Source organism: Arthrobacter sp. NicSoilB11, from assembly GCF_019977375.1.
Taxonomy (GTDB): Bacteria; Actinomycetota; Actinomycetes; order Actinomycetales; family Micrococcaceae; genus Arthrobacter.
In genome coordinates this window covers 3,458,315-3,478,463 of record NZ_AP024657.1, presented here as the reverse complement: position 1 = coordinate 3,478,463, position 20,149 = coordinate 3,458,315, and the positions used below count along the sequence as shown (strand labels likewise).

Sequence of the window (20,149 nt, the reverse complement as noted above, 5' to 3'; positions counted from 1 at the left end):
GGTTGAACGGCTGTGAAGGCCGGTGTGGGCACCAGCCGGGACATACCACTTCACTGACAACACCACCAATATACCCCCTAGGGGTATAAGTGGCAAGGGTCCCTACTCTATGTGTCCGCTGCATCCATAGGGCATCCCGCCCTACCTTCCGGCGCGCGGGGCGACCATACTGGGAGTAGTGACGAGAGCCCGCTCCCATAGGGGGGGGCTGGCCGGTGTGCGGGAGGGTGGACCTGTGATGGAGCTCAGCAACCTATACACGTATTCGAGTGCGCTCAGAGACAGTGAAAGCGATGCGGGCATCTTCAGGGTGGAGATGGGGCCTGCAGGCCCAACCTTCCACTGGTCGGACGGGATGTTCCGGCTGCACGGCTACCAGCGCGGCGATGTTGTCCCCAGCATGGAACTGATCTTGTCCCACAAGCACCCGGATGACCGGGAGCGGTGCGAGGAGATCCTGGCGCAGGTATCGACCACCGGCGGGTTCTTCTGCATGTACCACCGGATCGTCGATGCCCGCGGCCGGACCAGGCGTGTGCTCACCTCCGGCGAGGCGATCCTGGCCGCTGATGGAACGCTGGCGGCGTTCGAAGGCGTGACGGTGGACCTCAGCCGGACGCTGCAGCGCGAAACTGAAGAGGCTGCGCGCGAGGCCGTGGTGGGTGCCACCGCAACCCGCACGTTGATCGACCAGGCCAGGGGCATCCTCATGGGGCAGCTGAAGCTCGGCTCCGACGACGCCTTCCAGATGCTGGTCAGCACCAGCAGCCACCGCAACGTCAAGCTGGTGGTGGTGGCAGCGGAGTTGGTGCAGCTGGCCAACTCCCCGGAGGCGCGGACTTACCTCGACCGGGCCGTGCGGGCCATCCAGTTGAACGGCCGGGCAGAACGCATGAACGGCCGGGCAGACCGCGCCGGGGGCCGCCGCGCCGGGTAGCCGGTACCCGGTAGGATATGGGGAGGTGCGCCGGGAAGTCTGGTCGGCATGGATTTGCCGAACCCGGATTTAAGGACGCCTTCATGACCTCCACCCCGCCCACGCCCAGCAGGAACAAGTTTTTCGGCTCCACCGTCTTCGCCCGCGGCAGCTACGCCGAAGCCCTGCGCATCGGGGAGATCCTCCGCAAGGAAACCGTGGGTGGAGCCCTCCTGGTCCTGGCTGCCGTGATTGCCCTCATCTGGGCCAACTCCCCGGCGTCGGACAGCTACTTTGCCCTCCGGGATCTCAGGGTGGGCTATGGGCCGTGGCACCTGGACCTGAGCCTGGGGGCCTGGGCAGCGGACGGGCTGCTGGCCATCTTCTTCTTCCTCGTGGGCCTGGAACTCAAACGCGAATTCGTTGCCGGCGACCTGCGGCAAGTCAGCAAGTCCGTCGTGCCCGTGGCGGCCGCCGTGGGCGGCGTGGCTGTCCCGGCGGTGATTTACGCCGTCGTCAACCTCGCCAGCCCGGAAACGCTGCGCGGCTGGGCCATCCCCACCGCAACGGACATTGCCTTTGCCGTGGCGGTCCTGGCCATCATCGGATCCCACCTCCCCAGCGCCCTGCGGATCTTCCTGCTGACGCTGGCCGTGGTGGATGACCTGATTGCCATCACCATCATCGCGTTCTTCTACTCCAGCGACATCCAGGCCGCGCCGCTGCTCCTGGCCCTCATCCCGCTGGCCGTCTACACCTTCCTGGCCCAGAAGTACCGCCGGTTCTTCGGCCGCCACGCAGTTGCAGCCTGGCTGATCCTGCTGCCGCTGGGTGCCGCGACCTGGGCGCTGGTGCACGCCTCCGGAATCCACGCCACCGTGGCCGGGGTACTCCTGGGCTTCGCCATTCCCGTGATCCGGTCCCGGGCCTCCGGCGGCCCGGAGGCAGGGCCCGGACTGGCCGAGATCTTCGAGCACCGGTTTCGTCCGATTTCCGCCGGCGTGGCCGTTCCCATCTTCGCGTTCTTCTCCGCCGGCGTGGCCGTTGGCGGGTGGGAGGGCCTGGGCTCGGCCCTGACGGACCCGGTGGCGCTGGGTATCATCCTGGGCCTGGTCCTGGGCAAGCCGGTGGGCATCATGGGCACCACGTGGATCCTGACCAAGGCCACCAGGGCCAGCCTGGACAGCTCCTTCAAATGGATCGATGTGTTTGGCGTGGCGCTGCTCGCAGGGATCGGGTTCACCGTGTCCCTGCTGGTGGCGGAGCTCAGCTTCGGGCATGGCAGCCTCCATGACGACCACGCCAAGGTGGGCATCCTGGCTGCGTCACTGATCGCCGCGCTGCTGGCCACGGCTGTGCTGCGGACCCGGAACCGGCAGTACCGGGTCGCCGAAGAGCTTGAGAGGGTGGATTCGGACCACGACGGCGTCCCGGACGTCTACCAGGAACGCACCTGACCCTTCGCCGAGCATCAGGCGGGGGCGAGTGGTTTTGCCTGGGTCTTGGCTGATACCTGGGTTCCCGTTTCGGCGGGGGCTTCCACGTGGCGGATCTCCAGGGCCTCGGGGTCCAGCAGCTTGCGGGTGCCGGTGCGGGCGTCCAGGATCCAGAAGAGTTCCAGGTGCGGGACGACGTCCGTCACCCGTCCCTTGTGGAAGAGCCTGCCGCGGTGCCATGCCTCAATCTGGTCCCCGATGCGGAGCTGGGCGGTACGTACTCCTTGTGCCTCCATGTGGGCTGCCTCCTGCTGTTGTATCCCCGTAAGCACAGCTTGCCCTGACGAGGTTGCCGGAGTGTTTCCGCCCGGTGTTTTTTCTGTGTCAGCAGGGGCGGGCGCACCGATCAGAAGCTTGTTCGTCCATCTGTGCCCTGTAGCTTCGGATGTGCGGACTAGCTTCTGATACGCAGCTGAGCGCGGCAGGCCGGAGCTCAGTCCTCGATCGGGAACGCGACGGCTTCGCCCACAACCCGCAGGCACAGCTCCATGCCGGGCCGCGCGATCGACGCGTTCCAGTGCCGGATGGTGATCACTTCGCCGCCGCCGGGGTAGCGGTGGTCGGCGTGCTCTGCCACTTCCTGGGGCACGTTCAGCTTCAGCCGCACCGTGGTTTCGGGCCCGAAGTAGTCGGTGTCCACCACCACGCCGCGGATGGGGCCGTCTTCGGCGATGCGGATCTGTTCCGGCCGCAGCATCAGCTGCACCCGTCCCTGCGCCGGCGGCCTGCGCACCGGGATGCCGCCCAGGGAGCAGGTGGCCAGGGACCCTTCCAGCCAGGCGTCCAGGATGACGGCGTCGCCCAGGAATTCAGCGGTGGCGCGGTCTGCGGGGCGGGTGTACACCACAAAGGGGTTGCCGATCTGGGCCAGCTTGCCGCCGCGCATCACGGCCACCTGGTCGGCGAAGGAGAGGGCCTCCGCCTGGTCGTGCGTGACCAGGATGGTGGTGACGCCGGCCTCGGCCAGCACCTTGGCCACGGCGCGGCGGGTGGCCACGCGGAGCCCGGCATCCAGGGCGGAGAAGGGCTCGTCCAGGAGCATCAGCTCCGGTTCACGGGCCAGCGCCCGGGCCAGGGCAACCCGCTGCTGCTGGCCGCCGGAGAGCTGGTGCGGCCGGCGCTTGGCCATGGCGGCATCCAGGGACACCATTTCCAGGAGTTCGGCAACGCGTGCTGCCACGGCCCGCCTGCCGCCTTCAAGCTTTGCCGCATCAAGGCCGAAGGCGACGTTCTGGCCAACGGTGAGGTGCGGGAACAGGGCGCCGTCCTGCGCCACGTAGCCGATCTGGCGCTTGTGCGCCGGCAGCCAAGCGCCCTCACCCGCCACCAGGGTCCCGTTCAGCGAGATGCTGCCGGTGTCCGGATGCTCAAACCCGGCGATCAGGCGCAGGAGCGTGGTCTTGCCGGAGCCTGACGGTCCCACGATGGCGGTGGTTCCGCCTTTGGCCACGGACAGGTTGACGCCCCTCAGGACCGCCTGCGATCCGAAGTTCTTGGTGACGTCCGTGATCTGCAGGTGGCTGTTGGTGGTTGCGGCCACGGAGGGTGCCACCCGCGGCTCGGGCAGCCTGCGGGTCGATGGTGCTGTCACTGTCCGGCTACTTTCTTGGACTGTTGGAAGAGGAGATAGGTCATGGGTGCGGAAAGCAGGATCATCAGCAGGGCATAGGGTGCGGCGCCTGCGTAGTCGATTTCGCTGCTCTTGCTCCAGAACTCGGTGGCCAGGGTCCGGGTGCCGTTGGGGGACAGGAGCAGCGTGGCGGTAAGTTCGTTGGCGATGGCCAGGAACACCAGGGCAGCCCCGCCCGCGGCGGCCGGAGCCGTGAGCCGCAGGGTGACCCGGATGAAGGCCAGCAGCGGCGGCTTGCCCAGCGCCTGTGCCGCCTCGTCGAGTTCCTTGGGCGCCTGTGCCAGGCCGGCCCGGAGGTTCACCAGGGCCCGCGGAAGGAACAGGAGAACATATGCGGCCACCAGCACTCCCGCCGTCTGGTAGATCCCCGGTACCAAGCGGATGCTGACGGTGACGAAGGCCAGGGCCACCACGATGCCGGGCATGGAGCTGGTGACATAGTTGGACAGTTCCAGGGACTTGCTGAACCAGCCGGGCCTCCGGACCGCGAGGTAGGCCATGGGGAAGGCGACCACGATGGTGGCTGCGGCGCCGAGGAGCCCGTACCAGAACGTGGCAAGGAGTGCGGGGAGGAATTCGGTGGCGGTCCAGGCCTCGGCCCCGCCGGCCAGGATCCACTTCAGCACGTAGAACAGCGGGAGGCCGAACGCCAGGGCGGTCAGCGCCAGCAGGAAGAGCTGCGCGGGGACGTGGTAGGCATGCAGGGGGAGCCGCAGGGCCTTGGCCTGCACGCCTGAACCGATCCTCGCGTAGCGTGCCGTGCCGCGGCTGCGGACTTCGGCCACCAGCAGCAGCAGGCAGAAGAACACCAGCACGCTGGCCAGCATGTTCCCGGCGGCGCCGTTGAACGTGGACCGGTACTGGGTCATGATCGCGGTGGTGAAGGTGTCGAAGCGGATCATCGCGAAGGCGCCGTATTCGGCCAGCAGGTGCAGCCCCACCAGCAGCGCGCCGCCCGTCAGTGCGATCCGCAGCTGGGGGAGCACCACCCGGAAGAAGGCCCGCCAGGCGCCCAGTCCCAGCGCGGCGGCCGACTGCTCTATGGCCGGGTCCAGCCGGCTCAGGGTGGCTGCCGCCGGAATGTAGACCAGCGGGAAGTAGGAGAGGGTGGAAATCAGGATCCCCGAGCCCAGGCCGCCCAGCGACGGGATGGCCGACACCCAGGCGTAGCTGTTCACGAACGCCGGGACGGCCAGCGGCGCGGCCAGCAGGACTGCCCAGATTCGGTGGCCGCGCAGTTTGGTCCGTTCCACCAGCCATGCCCCCGCCACGCCAAGCAGCAGGCACAGCGGGATGGTGGCAGCCATCAGGAGCAGGGTGTTCAGCAGCAGTTCGCCCACCCGGGGCCGCAGGATGAGGCCGACGGCGGTGTCCCACCCGGTTGCCACCGTCATGTAGGCCACGTACCCCAGCGGGATGAGGGAGAAGAGGGCGATCAGCACCGCCACGACGGACACCGCGGAAACGCCGAAAGGCGGGCGGGGGCGTGTGCCCCGGCCCGCCGTCGTCGTGCTCCGCCGTGGGGGAGCCGATAGATCGGAGGTCACGGAATTACAGTAGTCCTGCCTGGGTCATCAGATCGCTGACCTTCTGGGAGTTGAGTTTCGCAGCGTCCACCTTGGGGGCCTGCAGGTCCTTGATGGGAACCAGCTTGTCGTTGGCAGGCACATCAGAGCCGATGGCGTACTCGAAGGACGTGCCGTTCTTCAGGACTTCCTGCCCCTTCTTGCCGGTGATGAACTTCAGGAAGGCCTGCGCGGCTGCAGCGTTCTTGGACGATTTGAGCACGCCGCCACCGGAGACGGACAGGAACGCGCCCGGGTCCTCATTCTTGAAGTAGTAAGGCGTGACGTTGTTGGAGTTCTCGCCGGTCTTGGCCTGGTCGCCGTAGTAGTAGTAGTGGTAGATCAGCGCGGCATCCACTTCACCGGCGTTGACTGCCTTCATGGCCGTGCTGTTGCCCTTGTACGCCTTGGAGTTGTCCTTCATGGCCTTGAGCCAGTCCTCGGTGGCGGACTCGCCCTTCAGTTCCAGCAGTGCGGAGACAATGGCCTGGAAGTCCGCGCCGGTGGGTGACGCAGCCCAGCGGCCCTTCCATTCGGGCTTGGCCAGGTCAAGCATGGACTTGGGCAGCTGGTCCTCGGTGAGCTTGGTCTTGTTGTAGACCAGGACGGTGGAGCGTGCGGCGATGCCCGTCCACTTCCCGGTGGAGGGGGTGAATTCGGAGGGGACCTGGGCCAGGGTGTCCTTGTTGACGTCGGCGAACAGCCCTGCGTTCTCCACCTGGGTCATGGCGGGGGAGTTTTCGGTGAGGAACACGTCCGCGGGGGACGCCTGGCCTTCCTGGATGATCTGGTTGGACATCTCCGTGTCATCGCCCTGCCGGAGGGTCACCTTGATGCCGGTTTCGGCCGTGAAGGCATCCACCCATTCCTTGGTGAGGCTCTCGTGCTGGGCGTTGTACACCGTAATCCCGCCCGCGGCGGCGCCGCCGGAAGCGGAAGACGAGCCGTTGCCGGCGGGGGTGGCGCCGCCGCAGGCGGTCAGGCCAAGAGCGGCGGTGGCGGCGAGTGCGATGCCGGCCAGCGCGCTGTTGCGGATCTTCATTGAGGCTGCTTTCGGTGGGGAAAAAGTCTGCTTGAACCTAAGTCCTGATGGGCGCCGGTAAACGGTGCCTATGTCAGGAAACTGTAGGGTAGGCAAACCTAAGCTCCAAGCCGGAAAGCGCTTTAAGTGATGAGGTTCACATCAATTACGCAAACAAGGCGTGACGTAATTCTGATGGTCCACTAGGTGTTCGGGTTGGGGTCGTGGACGTCGTGCTCCCCGATGTCCGCGGCACCCAGGAGGCTCTCCCCGGGGGCGATTTCGGACGGGTGGAGCCGGACGCTCAGCTCCGGGTGGTGCAGGTCCAGGGCGGGACGTTCCGAACGGATCCGGGGCAGCGAGGTGAAGTTGTGCCGCGGCGGCGGGCAGGAGGTGGCCCACTCCAGCGAAGCGCCGAAGCCCCAGGGATCGTCCACGGTGACCTTCTTGCCGGCGCGCCAGGTGATGTAGACGTTCCAGAAGAACGGGATGAGGGACGCTCCAAGGAGATACGACCCGATGGTGGAGAACTGGTTCATTCCGGTGAAGTTGTCCTCCGGCATGTAGTCCGCGTACCGGCGGGGCATGCCCAGGACACCCAACCAGTGCTGGATGAGGAACGTGGCGTGGAAGCCCAGGAACAGCATCCAGAAGTGGATCTTGCCCAGGCGCTCGTTGAGCATGGTGCCGGTGAACTTGGGCCACCAGAAGTAGAACCCGGCGAACATGGCGAACACCACCGTGCCGAACACCACGTAGTGGAAGTGCGCCACCACGAAGTAGGTGTCCGAGACGTGGAAGTCCATGGGCGGCGAGGCCAGGATAATCCCGGTGAGGCCGCCGAACAGGAACGTGGCCAGGAACCCCATGCTCCAGAGCATCGGCGTTTCGAAGGTCAGCGACCCGCCCCACATGGTGCCGATCCAGTTGAAGAACTTCACGCCGGTGGGCACCGCGATGAGCATGGTCATGAAGGCGAAGAACGGCAGGAAGATCGCGCCGGTGACGTACATGTGATGGGCCCACACCGTCACGGACAGGGCTGCGATGGCGATGGTGGCGTACACGATGCCCTTGTAGCCAAACAGGGGTTTGCGGCTGAAGACCGGGAAGATCTCCGACACGATGCCGAAGAACGGCAGCGCAATGATGTACACCTCCGGGTGGCCGAAGAACCAGAACAGGTGCTGCCAGAGGATGGCGCCGCCGTTGGCCGGGTCGAAGATGTGGGCGCCGAACTTGCGGTCCGCGCCGAGCGCGAACAGGGCGGCGGCCAGCGGCGGGAATGCCATGAGCACCAGGATGGCGGTGACGAGGGTGTTCCAGGTGAAGATGGGCATCCGCCACATGGTGAGCCCCGGGGCGCGCATGCAGATGATGGTGGTGATGAAGTTGACGGAGCCCAGGATGGTGCCGAAGCCGGACAGTGCCAGGCCGAAGACCCACAGGTCACCGCCGATGCCCGGGGTGAACGTCGTGTTCGACAGCGGCGCATAGGCGAACCAGCCGAAGGACGCTGCGCCCTGCGGGGTGATGAAGCCGGACACCGCGATGGTGGAGCCGAACAGGAAGAACCAGAAGGCCAGCGCGTTCAGGCGCGGGAAGGCCACGTCAGGGGCGCCGATCTGCAGCGGCATGATCACGTTGGCGAACCCGGCAAACAGCGGGGTGGCGAACATCAGCAGCATGATGGTGCCGTGCATGGTGAACAGCTGGTTGTACTGTTCCTTGGTCTGCAGGATCTGCATGCCGGGCTCGAACAATTCGGCACGGATCAGCAGGGCCATCACGCCCCCGGCGCAGAAGAACACGAAGGACGAGATCAGGTACATGTACCCGATGGTCTTGTGGTCGGTGGAGGTGATCCAGTTGACGATGATGGTGCCTTTGGAGCGCCGGACCACTGCCGGTGCCGCCGTGGCTGCGGTTCCGCCCATTCTTTGGCCTGTGGTGGTCATGTTCGGTGCCCTCCTTTACTGTGCTGCGTCCGGGGCCTGCGGTGACGGGGCCGACATCGGTGCCCTGTTGTAGTCGGCGCCCAGGTTGCCCGTGTTGCCCTTGGCCTTCAGGTCCGCGATGTGGCTGTCATACTCCTGCTGGCTCACCACCCGGACCTTGAAGAGCATCTCGGAGTGGTACTCGCCGCAGAGTTCGGCGCACTTGCCCATGTATTCGCCCACGCGGTTGGGGGTGATGTTGATGTAGGGGTTGTACTGTTCGTGGCCCGGATACAGGTCGCGTTTCTGCAGGAAATCCACCACCCAGAAGGAATGCTGCACGTCGCGCGACTGCAGGTGCAGTTCCACTTTCTTCCCCACCGGCAGGTAGAGGGTGGGCAGCCGGTCCGGGGTGCCCCAGTCGCCCGTCAGGTGGGCCTGCTGTCCGGCGTCCTCGTGGACCTGTTCCTTGACGTAGTTGAAATCCCAGGACCACTGCTTGCCGAAGACGTCGATCACCACGTCCGGGTTGGGGTAGCGTGCATCGATGGCCCGCTGTTCCCGGTCCGTGAAGACGAACAGGACGCCGATGACGATCAGCGGGATGGCCAGGTAGAACACTTCCAGCGGAAGGTTATAGCTCAATTGCGCGGGGAACCCTACGGTGTTCTTCCGGCGCCGGTAGGCAACGATGACCCAGATCATCAGTCCCCAGGTGATGATGCCCACCACCAGTGCAGCGATCCAGGAGTTGACCCACAGGTCCGTGATCAGCGCGGTGTTGTTGGTGGTGTCACGGTTGCCGGGCAGGAAGCCGCGGGACACTTCGGCGGAGCAGGAGGCCAGCAGCGGCAACACACCAAGGCCAGCGCCCAGTCCTGCCAGGCGCCGCATGCTTTGGTTTTTGAATGGTTTCCTACCCACCTGTGGTCCCTCCGGCATGCTCCAGAAGCCCAACTGCATGAGCCCACTGCTGGCCCCGGGACCAGCAGTTGTGTGCCCCACCCTACGCCGGGGCGGATGCTGATGGGAAGAGGTTTTCGGGGGGCTGCGCTAGCGGCTGCCGGCCCAAACGGACACTGCTCCCGAATGGCCGGTCACGATGCTTTGGTACACCAGGAACAGTCCCGCCAGTACGCCCAGCACCGAGGTGGCGGGGAGCAGCCAGCGGGACTCCAGGAGCCCGCGGAGACCGTGGAAGGCGGGCCGGCGTGTCAGGAGCGTGGGGAAGGCTGCGGTGATCTGGGCACCCACGGCCACCAGGAACAACACTGTGACGTAGCGGAGGAAACTCCCCTGGTGGGCGTGCTCCTCAACCAGTTGTGACGCGCCCCTGGCCTTTTCCAGCTGTTCCCCCGCTTCGGCGGTAAGGACGGACAGCGGAACCAGCAGCAGTGCCAGGACTCCCATGGGCCAGGCCAGGTAACGCCTGGTGCGCCGGAGCAGGGCGAAAACCACTGCCGAGACCCCGGCCAGCGGAGCCAGGACCACCACGCCGTGGATCAACAGAATATGGGCCGGAAGGCCGGCGATCTCCAGCACGGGAAACTCCTGATCAGTAGCGGGCAGCGGAATGTGGGAAGTGGCTGGGTTCGAGAAGGGCTAGGCGATGCCGGTGGTGCCCAGGAGGCTTCCCACTGCGAACGTGAAGGCCATGGCAAGCGCCCCGCCAACCACCAGCCGGATGGTGGCCTTGCGCTTGGAGCTGCCGCCGATTTTGGCGCTGACGGTGCCGGTCAGCGCGAGCGCCAGGATGACGGCGACGAACGTGACCGGGATGCGCGCCCCTTCGGGCGGGAAGATGATGGCCAGCATAGGCAGCACGGCGCCGACGGTGAACGCGATGGCGGAGGCGAAGGCTGCGTGCCAGGGGCTGACCACTTCCTCTTCGTCGATGTTCAGTTCGGCAGACAGGTGTGCCTTCAGTGCGTCCTTTGCCGTCAATTCTTCGGCAACTGTCCGGGCCGTGGCTTCGCTGAGTCCCTTTGCCTGGTAGATGTGCGCAAGCTCTGCCAGTTCGCCGTCGGGATCGTCCCTGAGCTCCTGGCGTTCCTTTTCGATCAGTGCCCGCTGGCTGTCGCTTTGGCTGCTCACGGAAACGTATTCGCCCAACGCCATGGACACGGCGCCGCCCACCACCGCCGCGGTGCCTGCCACCAGGATTGGCGCGAGGTCGTTGGTCACCCCGGCCACGCCCACCACAGTTGCCGCCACGGAGACGATGCCGTCGTTCGCGCCCAGGACACCGGCCCGCAGCCAGTTCAGGCGGGATGCCACGCTGCTGTCGTGCGGTTCGTTGCGGCTCTGCTTGAGAGTTTCAGACATGCTGGCAGTAAAGCACTGCAGGGACCCCTCTGCCACGAAGGTTTGCATCCCCTAACCACACGGGCATGCCTGGTGCAGACCCTGTACCAACTGCAATCCTGGGCGTACCTTAAAACAAATAAGTTTACTTACTAGTCCTGAAAAGCAGGATCCAGGCCTGGGCGCTCCAAGAGCAGGCAACGGGAGGAGGACGACGGCGATGGACACCTACGGCAATGACGGCAATGGAGGCGCGGGCGCAGGCAGGCGAACGTTCGGCGTCGAGGAGGAGCTGCTCCTGGTGGACCCCGCAAACGGGGAAGCCGTGCCGATGGCCGGAGCACTCCTGAACCTGTACGTCCGCCCCCTGCAGGCCGGAGCCGGGCCCGTCCTGGCCGCTGAGTTCCAGCAGGAAATGATCGAGGTGGTCACCCCGCCCCACGCCACCCTGGCACGGCTGGAACAGGACATCATTGCCGGGCGGGGTATCGCCCGGCAGGCGGCAGGGGACATCGGCGTCAGGGTGGCCGCGTTGGGCACCTCGCCGCTCCCGGCCGACCCGCATCCCGTACAGCTCCGGAGATTCAGGGCAATGACGGAGGAATACGGGCTGACCGCCAGGGAACAGCTCACCTGCGGGTGTCACATCCACGTTTCGGTGGAGTCGCCGGAGGAAGCCGTGGCCGTGCTGGACCGGATGCGTATCTGGCTGCCGGTGCTTATCGCGCTCAGCGCCAACTCACCGTTCTGGCACGGCCAGGACAGCGGCTACGCCAGCTACCGCTCCCAGGTCTGGAACCGCTGGCCCTCGGCCGGTCCGCTGGACATCCTGGGGACCCCGGACGCCTACCACCAGCTGGTGCACGACATGGTGAGCACCGGCGTCGCCCTGGACGAGGGCATGGTCTACTTCGATGCCCGCCTCTCGCGGCACTACCCCACAGTAGAGATCCGCGTGGCCGACGTGTGCCTGCGGCCGGAGAACACCGTCATGCTGGCGGGAATTGCCAGGGGCCTGGTGGAAACGTCCGCGCGGGAATGGCGCGAGGGCATCGAGCCGGTGTCGGCGCCCTCGGCGCTGCTTCGGCTGGCCGCCTGGAAAGCAAGCCGGTGGGGGCTGCGGGGAGAACTGCTGGACCCGCACACGCACCGCCCGGCGTCCGCGCTCGCCGTCGTGAATTCCCTGCTGAACCACATCCGTGGGGCGCTGGAAGACATGGATGACCTGCCCCGGGTGGAGGCCCTGGTGGACGCGGTACTCAACACCGGCACCGGCGCCGTGCGGCAGATGGAGGTGCTGCACCGCACCGGCGACCTGGAGCAGGTAGTACAGGATGCCGCTGACTGCACTGCCGGCTCCTCCTAGGAGCCGCGTCCTGGACGCAGGCGTCAGTAGGTGGTGGCGTTGGGCAGGATCAATGGCGGCAGCGGTGTCTGATTGAAGTCGAAGGCGTTGGCCAGATCGCCCAGTTGCGGGTTGTTCTCCCGGACCCCGGGGCGGTTGTCGGGCCGGCCGTCGGTGGCGGGGTCGATCCTTTCGCCGCCCAGGAAATCGTCCTCGATGAATTTGAAGTAGGCGTCCTGGCTGAGGATCTGATGGTCGATGTAGCCCTTCTTCGCGTAGGGGCTGATGACCATGGCGGGGACGCGCAGGCCGTAGCCGCTGTTGTCCACCGCAGGTGGCTGGACATGGTCATAGAACCCGCCCCAGTCGTCCCAGTTCAGGAAGATGGCGGTGCTGTCCCAGTCCGGGCCGCTCATGATCGCGTTGACCAGCCCGGCAACATACTGCTGGCCGGTGCTGACCTTGGCCGGGGGATGTTCGCTGACCTCGTCGCTGGGTGCCACCCAACTGACGGCCGGCAGCCTGCCCTGCCTGGCGTCGTCGTAGAAACCGGCAAGCGGTTTGATGTTGCCTTGCTCGCCGTCCTCCTTGACCGTGTCGAAGTACGGCAGCGGATTCCACCGCCCCGGCGTTTCGGCATCCTGCTCAACGGGGGCGCACGTGGCGGCATCGTTGCGGCAGTCCGGCTCGGTGCCGCTGAAGACGTAGTAGGCCCACGGCACATTGTGTTTGTGGAGCAGGTAGGTCAGGTCGGTCCAGGCGTAATTGGGCTGTTTCAGGTTCTTGGCTGCTGCTGCCAGCTTCTCCTTCAGCGCGGCCGGGAATGGTGCTGCGTCGACGGCGGCCTTGCAGGTGGCGTAGGAATCGGTGCGTTTGCAGCTGGCCGTTGCCAGCTGCTGGGTTTGGACGGCAAGGTCGGGGCCACTGCCTGCCTCCCCGAGGGCGTCGCGGCAGGTCTGCAGGTCCTGGTCTGCCTGGCATTCGCCGATCAGGCTGTCATCGAACTCCGCCTTTTCAGGTTCATTGTCCAGGCCATCCAGTGCATCCACGCACGACGACGGCTCCCCGGGCTTCGTGCACTTGGCTGACCACTCGGACACCATGTAGAGGTGGGCCTGCAGGCTTCCGGCTGCGGCGGAGGTGAACATGTGGTCCTGAAGCACGAAATTGTCGGCGTATGTCCAGTAGGTCGGCAGCTGTTTTCGGTCGTGGTAGCCCATCACGTCGGTGCGCCTGGTCTTGTACGTGCAGTCGGTGGCAGTCGCCTCGCAATGGGCAATGCCCTTTTCCGCCTGGGTCACGAACCCGTCCATGGCACCGTTGTTGATGTCTGCCGCCGCGTCGGCAGGACTGTGCGGGCCGCCGTCGTTGCTGTCTGATGAATCATAGAACGGCGCAACGCAACCTCCGCGCGCCGGGTCCGGCAGGCAAACGGCAGGCTTGCCGTCCTGCATGGGAATGCCGTCGGCACCCGGGTAGGTGCCGAAGTAGCTGTCGAAGGATCTGTTCTCCTGGGTAATGATCACCACGTGCTTGATCTTGGAGATCCCTCCGTTGGTCCCGGACGAGGTCCCGGTGCGCAGGGCAACGGGAACCACGACGGCGAGCAGCACCAGGGCCGCCACGGTCAAGGCGGCGGCCGGGACACCGGGCCGTCGTCCCTGCCCCGGGAAGCCCATCTTAGGAAGCCTGCCGGAAGACATCGCCGCCAAAGGCCTGCACGCCGGGGTCGCCGGCCATCCCGAGCCGCGGCAGGTGGAAGATGTCCTCCATGGTGGCCAGCAGGCTGTAGTGGTTGTACGGCTGGTCCGATGTGGCCCCTGCCGGGCTGAACGGGGACAGCACCAGGGCACCCACCTTGCCGCCGGCTGCACCGCCTCCGGGGCTCCCGGCGTCTCCGGCGGACGGCCCGGCCGTGTCGCCCTCGGCCTCGTCGAAGGTGATGACCAGCACGCCGTCCTGCTTGTATGCGGGGGAGGACAGGATGGCCGGCACATGGGCCTTAAGCCACGAGTCCACGGCCCGCAGTCCGCCGCGGGTGCCGTCGGCGCAGGATTCGTCATGCCCGTCGTGGCAGAGGTTGGGCGTGATGTAGGCAAGGTTCGGCGTGGTGGCTGCGGATTTCAGGTCGTTTGCCAGCGCCGAAAAGTTCACCACGTTCTTCACGCAGTCCGGGGACGACGTGATGGCGTGGAAGTAGACGAAGGGGTTGTGGTGCGTGGAGTACATCTCATCGGCGGTCGCCCGGATGTGGTTGTCGGGTTCGCCGGGGACCGGGTGCGCACAGGGCTGCTGCATGTCCTCCATGTACCCCTTCCACGTCTTGCCATGCGCGCTCAGCTGCCCGGCGATGGTCTGTGCCTGGTCCGGGTAGAGGCAGCCGTTGCCCTGCAGGGTGCCGTCCCCATCGCTGCCCGTGGTGTTGAACTCCGTGTAGGTGCGGCAGTCCTGCTCCGTATTGTCGTTGGGCCGCTGGCCGGAAATCTGGGCCAGGTAGTTGGGCAGCGAGTTGTGGGCGATGCCGTAGTAGTTCTGCAGCAGCACGCCCTTCTTCCGGAGGGTGCCGGACAGGTAAGGCGCGGCGGAGTTGCCACCCCACACGGAGTCGTAGCTCTTGTTCTCCAGGTTGATCACGAATACGTGCCCGGGGGCTCCGGCGGCCGTGGGGGTGCCCTGCGGATCGACGGCGGTGCCTGGGGTCTCTGTGGGTGTTGGTTCCGCCTCGGGGCTTTCGGATGGCGTGGCGCTTTGGGAATCGGGAGGCGATGCCGGTGCTGGACCCTGGCAGGCCACGAGCCCGGACAGCAGCAGGGCCAGCAGTGGCAGCAGCGCGGGTGAGGGCCGCCGCCGAACAGCGGTTGAGCGGGCTGATATTCGGTACACACGCGGCCCCTGTCGTCGGTCTCTACAGCGCCCCAGCGTTGACGCCACTCTTGCATACAGATGCCGAGTTGTGCAGGGGCAATCGCTGTGAGTTGGCAGTGAATCAGGTTCCGGGTTGCCGCCGGTGCCGGGTTCAGGTGAACTTTCGGCGGTACACGGCGGCGGCGACTGCGCTGGCTGCCACGAGAAGTCCCGCCAGCCAGGCCAGGGCCGTCCAAATGCCGCTGCCCACGGCCTCCTGCGCCAGCAGGGCACGGATGGCATCGACGATGGACGTCACCGGCTGGTTCTCGGCGAACCAGGCCACAGGGCCGGGCATGGAACCGGTGGGAACAAAAGCGGAGCTGATGAACGGCAGGAAAATCAGCGGGTAGCTGAAACCGCTGGCCCCGTCCACGGTTTTCGCCAGCAGCCCGGCGATCACGGCGATCCAGGTAAGTGCCAGCGTGAAGAGGGCGAGGATTCCGACGACGGCGAGCCAGGCGGCCACGGAGGCTCCGCTGCGGAATCCCATCAGCAGGGCAACGCCCACCACGGCGGCCAGTGCCCCGAAGTTGGCGGCCAGTGACGTGAGCACGTGGGCCCACAGGACGCTGCCCCTGGCCACCGGCATGGAGGTGAACCGTTCGAATATGCCGCCCTGCAGGTCCAGGAACAACCGGTAGGCGGTGTAGGCGACGCCGGACGAGATGGTGATGAGCAGGATCCCGGGGAGCAGGTAGTTGACGTACGGGCCGCCGGAGCCGGTGTTGATCGCACCGCCGAACACGTAGACGAACAACAGCATCATGGCCACCGGTGTGACGGCGGTGGTGATGATGGTGTCCGGGCTGCGCAGGATATGGCGGAGCGAGCGTCCGGCCAGGACCCGTGTGTCGCTAAGGACATGGGTGGTCATGGCAGTTCCTTTCGTGCGCCGGTGGTGCTTTCGGAGCCGTCCTTGGTCGGGTCCCCGACGAGGGCGAGGAAGACGTCCTCCAGCGAGGGCTGCTTCTCGACGTATTCCACCGTGGCGGCCGGAAGCAGCCGCTTGAGTTCGGCCAGGGTTCCGTTCCTGATGATGGTGCCCTGGTGCAGGATGGCTATCCGGTCGGCCAGGTGTTCGGCCTCCTCGAGGTACTGCGTGGTGAGCAGCACCGTGGTTCCGCGGGCAGCAAGTTGGCGCACGGTCTGCCAGACGTCAAGGCGGGCCTGCGGGTCCAGGCCGGTGGTGGGCTCGTCCAGGATGATGACCGGCGGGCTGCCAACCAGGCTCATGGCGATGTCCAGTCTCCGGCGCATCCCGCCGGAGTAGGTGGACACCCTGCGGTTCCCGGCCTCGGTGAGGGAAAACCTGGCAAGGAGCTGGCCGGCAATCTCCCCAGGGCTCCGCAGGTGCCGCAGCCTTGCCATCAGCACCAGGTTCTCCCGGCCGGTCAGCACGTCGTCCACCGCGGCGAACTGGCCTGTGAGGCTGATGGAGCCGCGCACGCCCTCCGGCTCCGCGCCGGCGTCGTACCCGTTCACCATGGCGGTGCCCGCATCCGCCCGCAGCAGCGTGGACAGGATGCGCACCAGCGTGGTCTTGCCGGCGCCGTTGGAGCCCAGGAGCGCGAAAATGCTTCCCGGCGCCACGTCGAAGTGGACGCCCCGCAGAACGCGCAGGCCCTTGAACGACTTTTCGATGCCCTGTACCCGGATGGCGGGTGCCGGGGCCTGGTCATGGGTCATGGCCGGTCCTTTCCCTTGGCGGTGGTCAGGCGCCGTCGGCGGCGGCCCGGTTGATGGAGTCCGTCAGGCGCTGCCGCTCCTTGTTGATCCACTGGCCGTCGGAGTAGTTGCTGATGAAGGTTTCCGCGAACTCCACCGGATCATCCCCCACGATGTCCCGAATGGCCGTACCGTCAGCGGCGGCCCCTTCCACCAGGTCCGCCAGGTCTTCGAGCATTTGCATGAGGACGTCGCCCTTGACGATGGCCCCGGCATAGGTGAAATAGCGCTCAAGGGCGTCAATGGTGGTGCGGTAGCTGCCGGGCAGCTGCTCTTTGCGCGCCTTGTACTGGCGCCAGCGCTTCTTGTCGTCGAACGGGCCGGTGACTTTCTCGATCCATCCCTGCGTCATGGTTGTTCTCCTTTTTCCTGTGGCTGGTTCTTGTTGTGGTGAAGGTGCTCTATCCGTTCGGCGATGAAGCTCCAGGTGCTCCAGAACTCGTCCAGGTAGGCGCTGCCTGCCGTGTTCAGTGTGTAGACCTTGCGGGGTGGCCCCTTTTCGGATGGGACCTTTGCGACGTCCACGAGGCCGCGCTGTTCTAAGCGGACCAGCAGCGCGTACACCGTGCCCTCGACAATGTCGGCGAAGCCCTCCTCCCGCAGCCGGGCCGTTATTTCGTACCCGTAGGCGGGCTGCGCGGCGAGGATGGCAAGGACGATGCCCTCCAGGGTGCCCTTGAGCATCTCGGTCATTTGCTTGCCCATTGGGGGCTCCTCTTTACTACTTAGTGATGCTGACTACCAGTAGATAGTATCACTGAGTACCAGGAGTGCAAGGGCCTCGTAGGTCTTTCTGCCCTAGCACCCCGCTGTTGCCGGGCGTTGACTTAAACCGCGGGAAGCTGGGGCCTGCGGGGCGGACACGCACAGGGCGTGCCGCCCGCAACAGAAAGGAAAGTTCAGTGAAAAAGTGGTATCGGTGGCAGGACTACGTAACAGTCGCCGCCGGTCTCTTCACCGCTATTGCGGTCCTGTGGACGCGGCAGCAAAGCATGTCCACCACGCTCATGCTCCTCTTCGGCGGGCTCCTGGTGGTCAGCGGCGTCATCAACCTGGCCATGCCGGGAATGCCGGCGATGGAATGGGCACAGGCCGTGCTGGCCGCTGCGCTGGTCCTCTCGCCGTGGGTGGGGTCCTACACGGGCGCGACGGGGGCAGCCTGGACATCGTGGATCGCCGGGGCAGTAGCGCTGGTGGTCACCGCGGTGGCCATTAAGCCCAGCACGGAAGCCCATCACAATCTCCGCATCTCGCATTAGCGGAGGCATCCGCCATGACTGAAGTGCTGCGTTACGAAGTGGGCTCCGGAACAGTGCTGGTTGAGACTGCGGACGACAGCTACGGCGTGGACCATCCTGCCCGCAATGAACAGGGGATCCTGGACACAGGCAGGCGGCTGGAAGACGCTCTTGCCAGCGTCCGCCCGGCCGCCCGCGCAGCACTGGAGGCCATGGCGGAACTCACCCCCGAACAAATAGAGATCGAGTTCGGGGTGAAGCTCGCGGGGGACGCAGGGGCGGTGATTGCAAAGAGCAGTTCCGACGCCCATTTTGTCCTTCGAATGTCCTGGAGCCCGGCGGCTGGAGCCCTGCCCGGGGAAGAAATCACGCATAACGGGTGATGGCTATGGTTGCGTTTCATGACAGGTCCGACGCCGGGCGGCGGCTGGGTAAACGGCTCGCCCCCCTGCGCGGAAAGGACGTTGTGGTGCTGGGACTGCCCCGGGGCGGCGTCCCGGTGGCGTTCGAGGTAGCCAAGGCCCTGGACGCGCCGCTGGATGTGATCGTGGTGCGGAAACTGGGGGTTCCGTTCCAGCCCGAGGTGGCCATGGGAGCCATCGGGGAGGGCAATGTCCGGGTCCTGGATCCGCGCACCATTTCCATGGCCCGGGTGACCCAGGAGGACCTGCAGCAGGTTGAACGCCATGAACGCGCCCTGCTGGAAAGCAGGGTGGCGAGGTTCCGCCAGGGGCGCCGGCGCATCGACCTCACCGGCCGCACGGCCATCATCGTGGATGACGGCATCGCCACCGGCTCCACCGCCAGGGCGGCCTGCCAAGTGGCCCGGCAACTCGGTGCGGCAAGAGTCATCCTTGCCGTTCCTGTTGCCCCTGCCCGCGCCGTCGTGGAGCTCAAGGAACCGGACGACGTCGTCTGCCTGCTTTCACCCCAAAACTTCCAGGCCGTGGGCTACTACTACCACGACTTCTCGCCCACGGAGGATGGCGAGGTGGTGCAGCTGCTCGACGCCGCCGCGTCCCCGCCCCGCCACCGCGCCGAGGAAGGGGAAGACGGGAGCCTGGAAGAGAATGTTGAGATTCCGGCGGGAACGGTGACACTGCGGGGCAGCCTCTACCTGCCCGCCAGGTGTGACGGCACGGTCCTCTTTGCCCACGGCAGCGGCAGCAGCCGGCACAGCCCGCGCAACCGCTTCGTGGCCTCCGTCCTGCATGGGGCCGGCCTTGGCACCCTGCTCCTTGACCTGCTCACACCCCAGGAGGAAGTCAACCGGGCCAACGTGTTCGATATCGCCCTGCTGGCCCAGCGCCTCTCCTCCGCCACCCATTGGCTGGAAGCGCGCCACGACGGATCCGCCGGCCGGATCGGCTACTTCGGCGCAAGCACCGGGGCCGGCGCCGCTCTGTGGGCTGCAGCCGAGCCCGGCGCCCAGGTTGAGGCCGTCGTCTCCAGGGGCGGCCGGCCGGACCTTGCCGGGCCGCGGCTTCCCGCCGTGAAGGCCCCCACCCTGCTGATCGTGGGCGGGGCGGACACCCAGGTGCTGGCCCTCAACCGCCAGGCCATGGCCCAGATGCATGCCCCCACGCGGCTGGAGATCGTTCCCGGGGCCACCCACCTGTTCGAGGAACCGGGCACCCTGGCCATGGCGGCCACCCTGGCCGCGGACTGGTTCCGGCAGTACCTCCTGCCGTCCCCGGTGGGGCGTGCCCGGCCGGAGGCCAGGGAATGACGGCGGCCCAGGGCAACCGGGATGAACACGGCGGGGAACGGGCGGCGGGAGCCACGAGGACCTCCTCCACGAGGCGCTGGGCGAACCGTCGGTGCTGGTGTTCGGTCCGGAACGGGCCGGGCGGTGGCTGACGTCCTGGCGCGGGCACCGGGCCATCGGCGTGGTGTACAACCCACGCCGGGAGAGGGGCAACTATGTGCCTACCCGGATGGGCGACCGTTACGACGCGCTGTTCTTGCATCCGCGGACCGAGGCCCTGCGGCCGCTGCACCACGAGTACCAGCCCGGCGAACCGGAGCTCGAAACCGGGCCCTCGGGGTTCTAGCCCACAGCGGT

The 20,149-nt window shown here is 66.4% G+C and carries 21 protein-coding genes; 7 read left to right on the top strand and 14 right to left on the bottom strand.

Annotated features, from left to right (window positions below; genetic code table 11):
• The first annotated feature begins 238 nt into the window (after positions 1-238).
• The gene (locus tag LDO14_RS16235) at positions 239-937 is read left to right on the top strand and encodes a PAS and ANTAR domain-containing protein (protein ID WP_018768827.1); all 699 of its coding nucleotides are present in this window, start codon (positions 239-241) and stop codon (positions 935-937) included.
• Positions 938-1,020: 83 nt separating this feature from the next.
• Positions 1,021-2,373, top strand: coding sequence for a Na+/H+ antiporter NhaA (nhaA, locus tag LDO14_RS16230; RefSeq protein WP_018768826.1), 1,353 nt, complete (start codon positions 1,021-1,023; stop codon positions 2,371-2,373).
• Positions 2,374-2,387: 14 nt separating this feature from the next.
• Here the strand turns inward: nhaA and LDO14_RS16225 are convergent, their stop codons facing one another.
• The 8 genes from LDO14_RS16225 to LDO14_RS16190 form a co-directional block, all read right to left on the bottom strand.
• Positions 2,388-2,648 (bottom strand): hypothetical protein, encoded by a 261-nt coding sequence (locus LDO14_RS16225; RefSeq protein WP_018768825.1) that lies wholly within the window; start codon positions 2,646-2,648, stop codon positions 2,388-2,390.
• Positions 2,649-2,845: 197 nt separating this feature from the next.
• The gene (locus tag LDO14_RS16220; RefSeq protein ID WP_186447816.1) at positions 2,846-4,003 is read right to left on the bottom strand and encodes an ABC transporter ATP-binding protein; all 1,158 of its coding nucleotides are present in this window, start codon (positions 4,001-4,003) and stop codon (positions 2,846-2,848) included.
• Positions 4,000-5,589 (bottom strand): iron ABC transporter permease, encoded by a 1,590-nt coding sequence (locus tag LDO14_RS16215; RefSeq protein ID WP_223992569.1) that lies wholly within the window; start codon positions 5,587-5,589, stop codon positions 4,000-4,002. Before LDO14_RS16215 ends, LDO14_RS16220 begins: the two co-directional genes overlap by 4 nt.
• 4 nt (positions 5,590-5,593) lie before the next feature.
• Positions 5,594-6,649, bottom strand: a complete 1,056-nt coding sequence (locus LDO14_RS16210) for an iron ABC transporter substrate-binding protein (protein WP_018768822.1) — start codon at positions 6,647-6,649, stop codon at positions 5,594-5,596.
• 182 nt (positions 6,650-6,831) lie between these two features.
• Positions 6,832-8,586: a cytochrome c oxidase subunit I gene (ctaD, locus tag LDO14_RS16205; RefSeq protein ID WP_223992567.1), complete on the bottom strand. Its 1,755-nt coding sequence runs from the start codon at positions 8,584-8,586 to the stop codon at positions 6,832-6,834.
• Between the two features lie 15 nt (positions 8,587-8,601).
• Positions 8,602-9,459 carry a cytochrome c oxidase subunit II gene (locus tag LDO14_RS16200; RefSeq protein WP_018768820.1) on the bottom strand — a complete coding sequence of 286 codons (858 nt, stop codon included), beginning with the start codon at positions 9,457-9,459 and terminating at the stop codon, positions 8,602-8,604.
• A gap of 159 nt (positions 9,460-9,618) precedes the next feature.
• Entirely contained in the window at positions 9,619-10,107 is a 489-nt protein-coding gene (locus LDO14_RS16195) for a hypothetical protein (protein ID WP_018768819.1), read from the bottom strand.
• A 60-nt stretch (positions 10,108-10,167) separates the two neighbouring features.
• A complete protein-coding gene (locus LDO14_RS16190; protein WP_223992565.1) occupies positions 10,168-10,890 on the bottom strand; it encodes a VIT family protein in 723 nt (240 codons plus the stop codon).
• 199 nt (positions 10,891-11,089) lie between these two features.
• On the opposite strand from LDO14_RS16190, the gene LDO14_RS16185 reads away from it, so the two are divergent.
• Complete coding sequence (locus tag LDO14_RS16185) at positions 11,090-12,235, top strand: glutamate--cysteine ligase (protein WP_056392750.1); 1,146 nt, start codon at positions 11,090-11,092, stop codon at positions 12,233-12,235.
• A gap of 23 nt (positions 12,236-12,258) precedes the next feature.
• Here LDO14_RS16185 and LDO14_RS16180 read toward each other — a convergent pair whose 3' ends face one another.
• The 6 genes from LDO14_RS16180 to LDO14_RS16155 all read right to left on the bottom strand — a co-directional run bounded on the left by LDO14_RS16180 (position 12,259) and on the right by LDO14_RS16155 (position 17,551).
• A complete protein-coding gene (locus tag LDO14_RS16180; RefSeq protein ID WP_223992562.1) occupies positions 12,259-13,893 on the bottom strand; it encodes an alkaline phosphatase family protein in 1,635 nt (544 codons plus the stop codon).
• A 1-nt stretch (position 13,894) separates the two neighbouring features.
• Positions 13,895-15,097 (bottom strand): alkaline phosphatase family protein, encoded by a 1,203-nt coding sequence (locus tag LDO14_RS16175; protein WP_223992560.1) that lies wholly within the window; start codon positions 15,095-15,097, stop codon positions 13,895-13,897.
• Between the two features lie 133 nt (positions 15,098-15,230).
• Positions 15,231-15,995, bottom strand: coding sequence for an ABC transporter permease (locus tag LDO14_RS16170; protein ID WP_223992558.1), 765 nt, complete (start codon positions 15,993-15,995; stop codon positions 15,231-15,233).
• Positions 15,992-16,807 carry an ATP-binding cassette domain-containing protein gene (locus LDO14_RS16165; protein WP_223992556.1) on the bottom strand — a complete coding sequence of 272 codons (816 nt, stop codon included), beginning with the start codon at positions 16,805-16,807 and terminating at the stop codon, positions 15,992-15,994. The genes LDO14_RS16170 and LDO14_RS16165 overlap by 4 nt, the downstream gene beginning before the upstream one ends.
• Before the next feature lie 25 nt (positions 16,808-16,832).
• Positions 16,833-17,198, bottom strand: a complete 366-nt coding sequence (locus LDO14_RS16160; RefSeq protein WP_018768812.1) for a DUF1048 domain-containing protein — start codon at positions 17,196-17,198, stop codon at positions 16,833-16,835.
• Entirely contained in the window at positions 17,195-17,551 is a 357-nt protein-coding gene (locus LDO14_RS16155; protein WP_223992555.1) for a PadR family transcriptional regulator, read from the bottom strand. Before LDO14_RS16155 ends, LDO14_RS16160 begins: the two co-directional genes overlap by 4 nt.
• 197 nt (positions 17,552-17,748) lie before the next feature.
• On the opposite strand from LDO14_RS16155, the gene LDO14_RS16150 reads away from it, so the two are divergent.
• The 4 genes from LDO14_RS16150 to LDO14_RS16135 all read left to right on the top strand — a co-directional run bounded on the left by LDO14_RS16150 (position 17,749) and on the right by LDO14_RS16135 (position 20,138).
• A complete protein-coding gene (locus LDO14_RS16150; RefSeq protein WP_144601347.1) occupies positions 17,749-18,105 on the top strand; it encodes an SPW repeat protein in 357 nt (118 codons plus the stop codon).
• A 14-nt stretch (positions 18,106-18,119) separates the two neighbouring features.
• The gene (locus LDO14_RS16145; protein WP_018768809.1) at positions 18,120-18,467 is read left to right on the top strand and encodes a CU044_2847 family protein; all 348 of its coding nucleotides are present in this window, start codon (positions 18,120-18,122) and stop codon (positions 18,465-18,467) included.
• Between the two features lie 5 nt (positions 18,468-18,472).
• Entirely contained in the window at positions 18,473-19,813 is a 1,341-nt protein-coding gene (locus LDO14_RS16140) for a phosphoribosyltransferase (protein ID WP_018768808.1), read from the top strand.
• A gap of 97 nt (positions 19,814-19,910) precedes the next feature.
• Positions 19,911-20,138 (top strand): erythromycin esterase family protein, encoded by a 228-nt coding sequence (locus tag LDO14_RS16135; protein ID WP_263422483.1) that lies wholly within the window; start codon positions 19,911-19,913, stop codon positions 20,136-20,138.
• Positions 20,139-20,149: the final 11 nt, after the last annotated feature.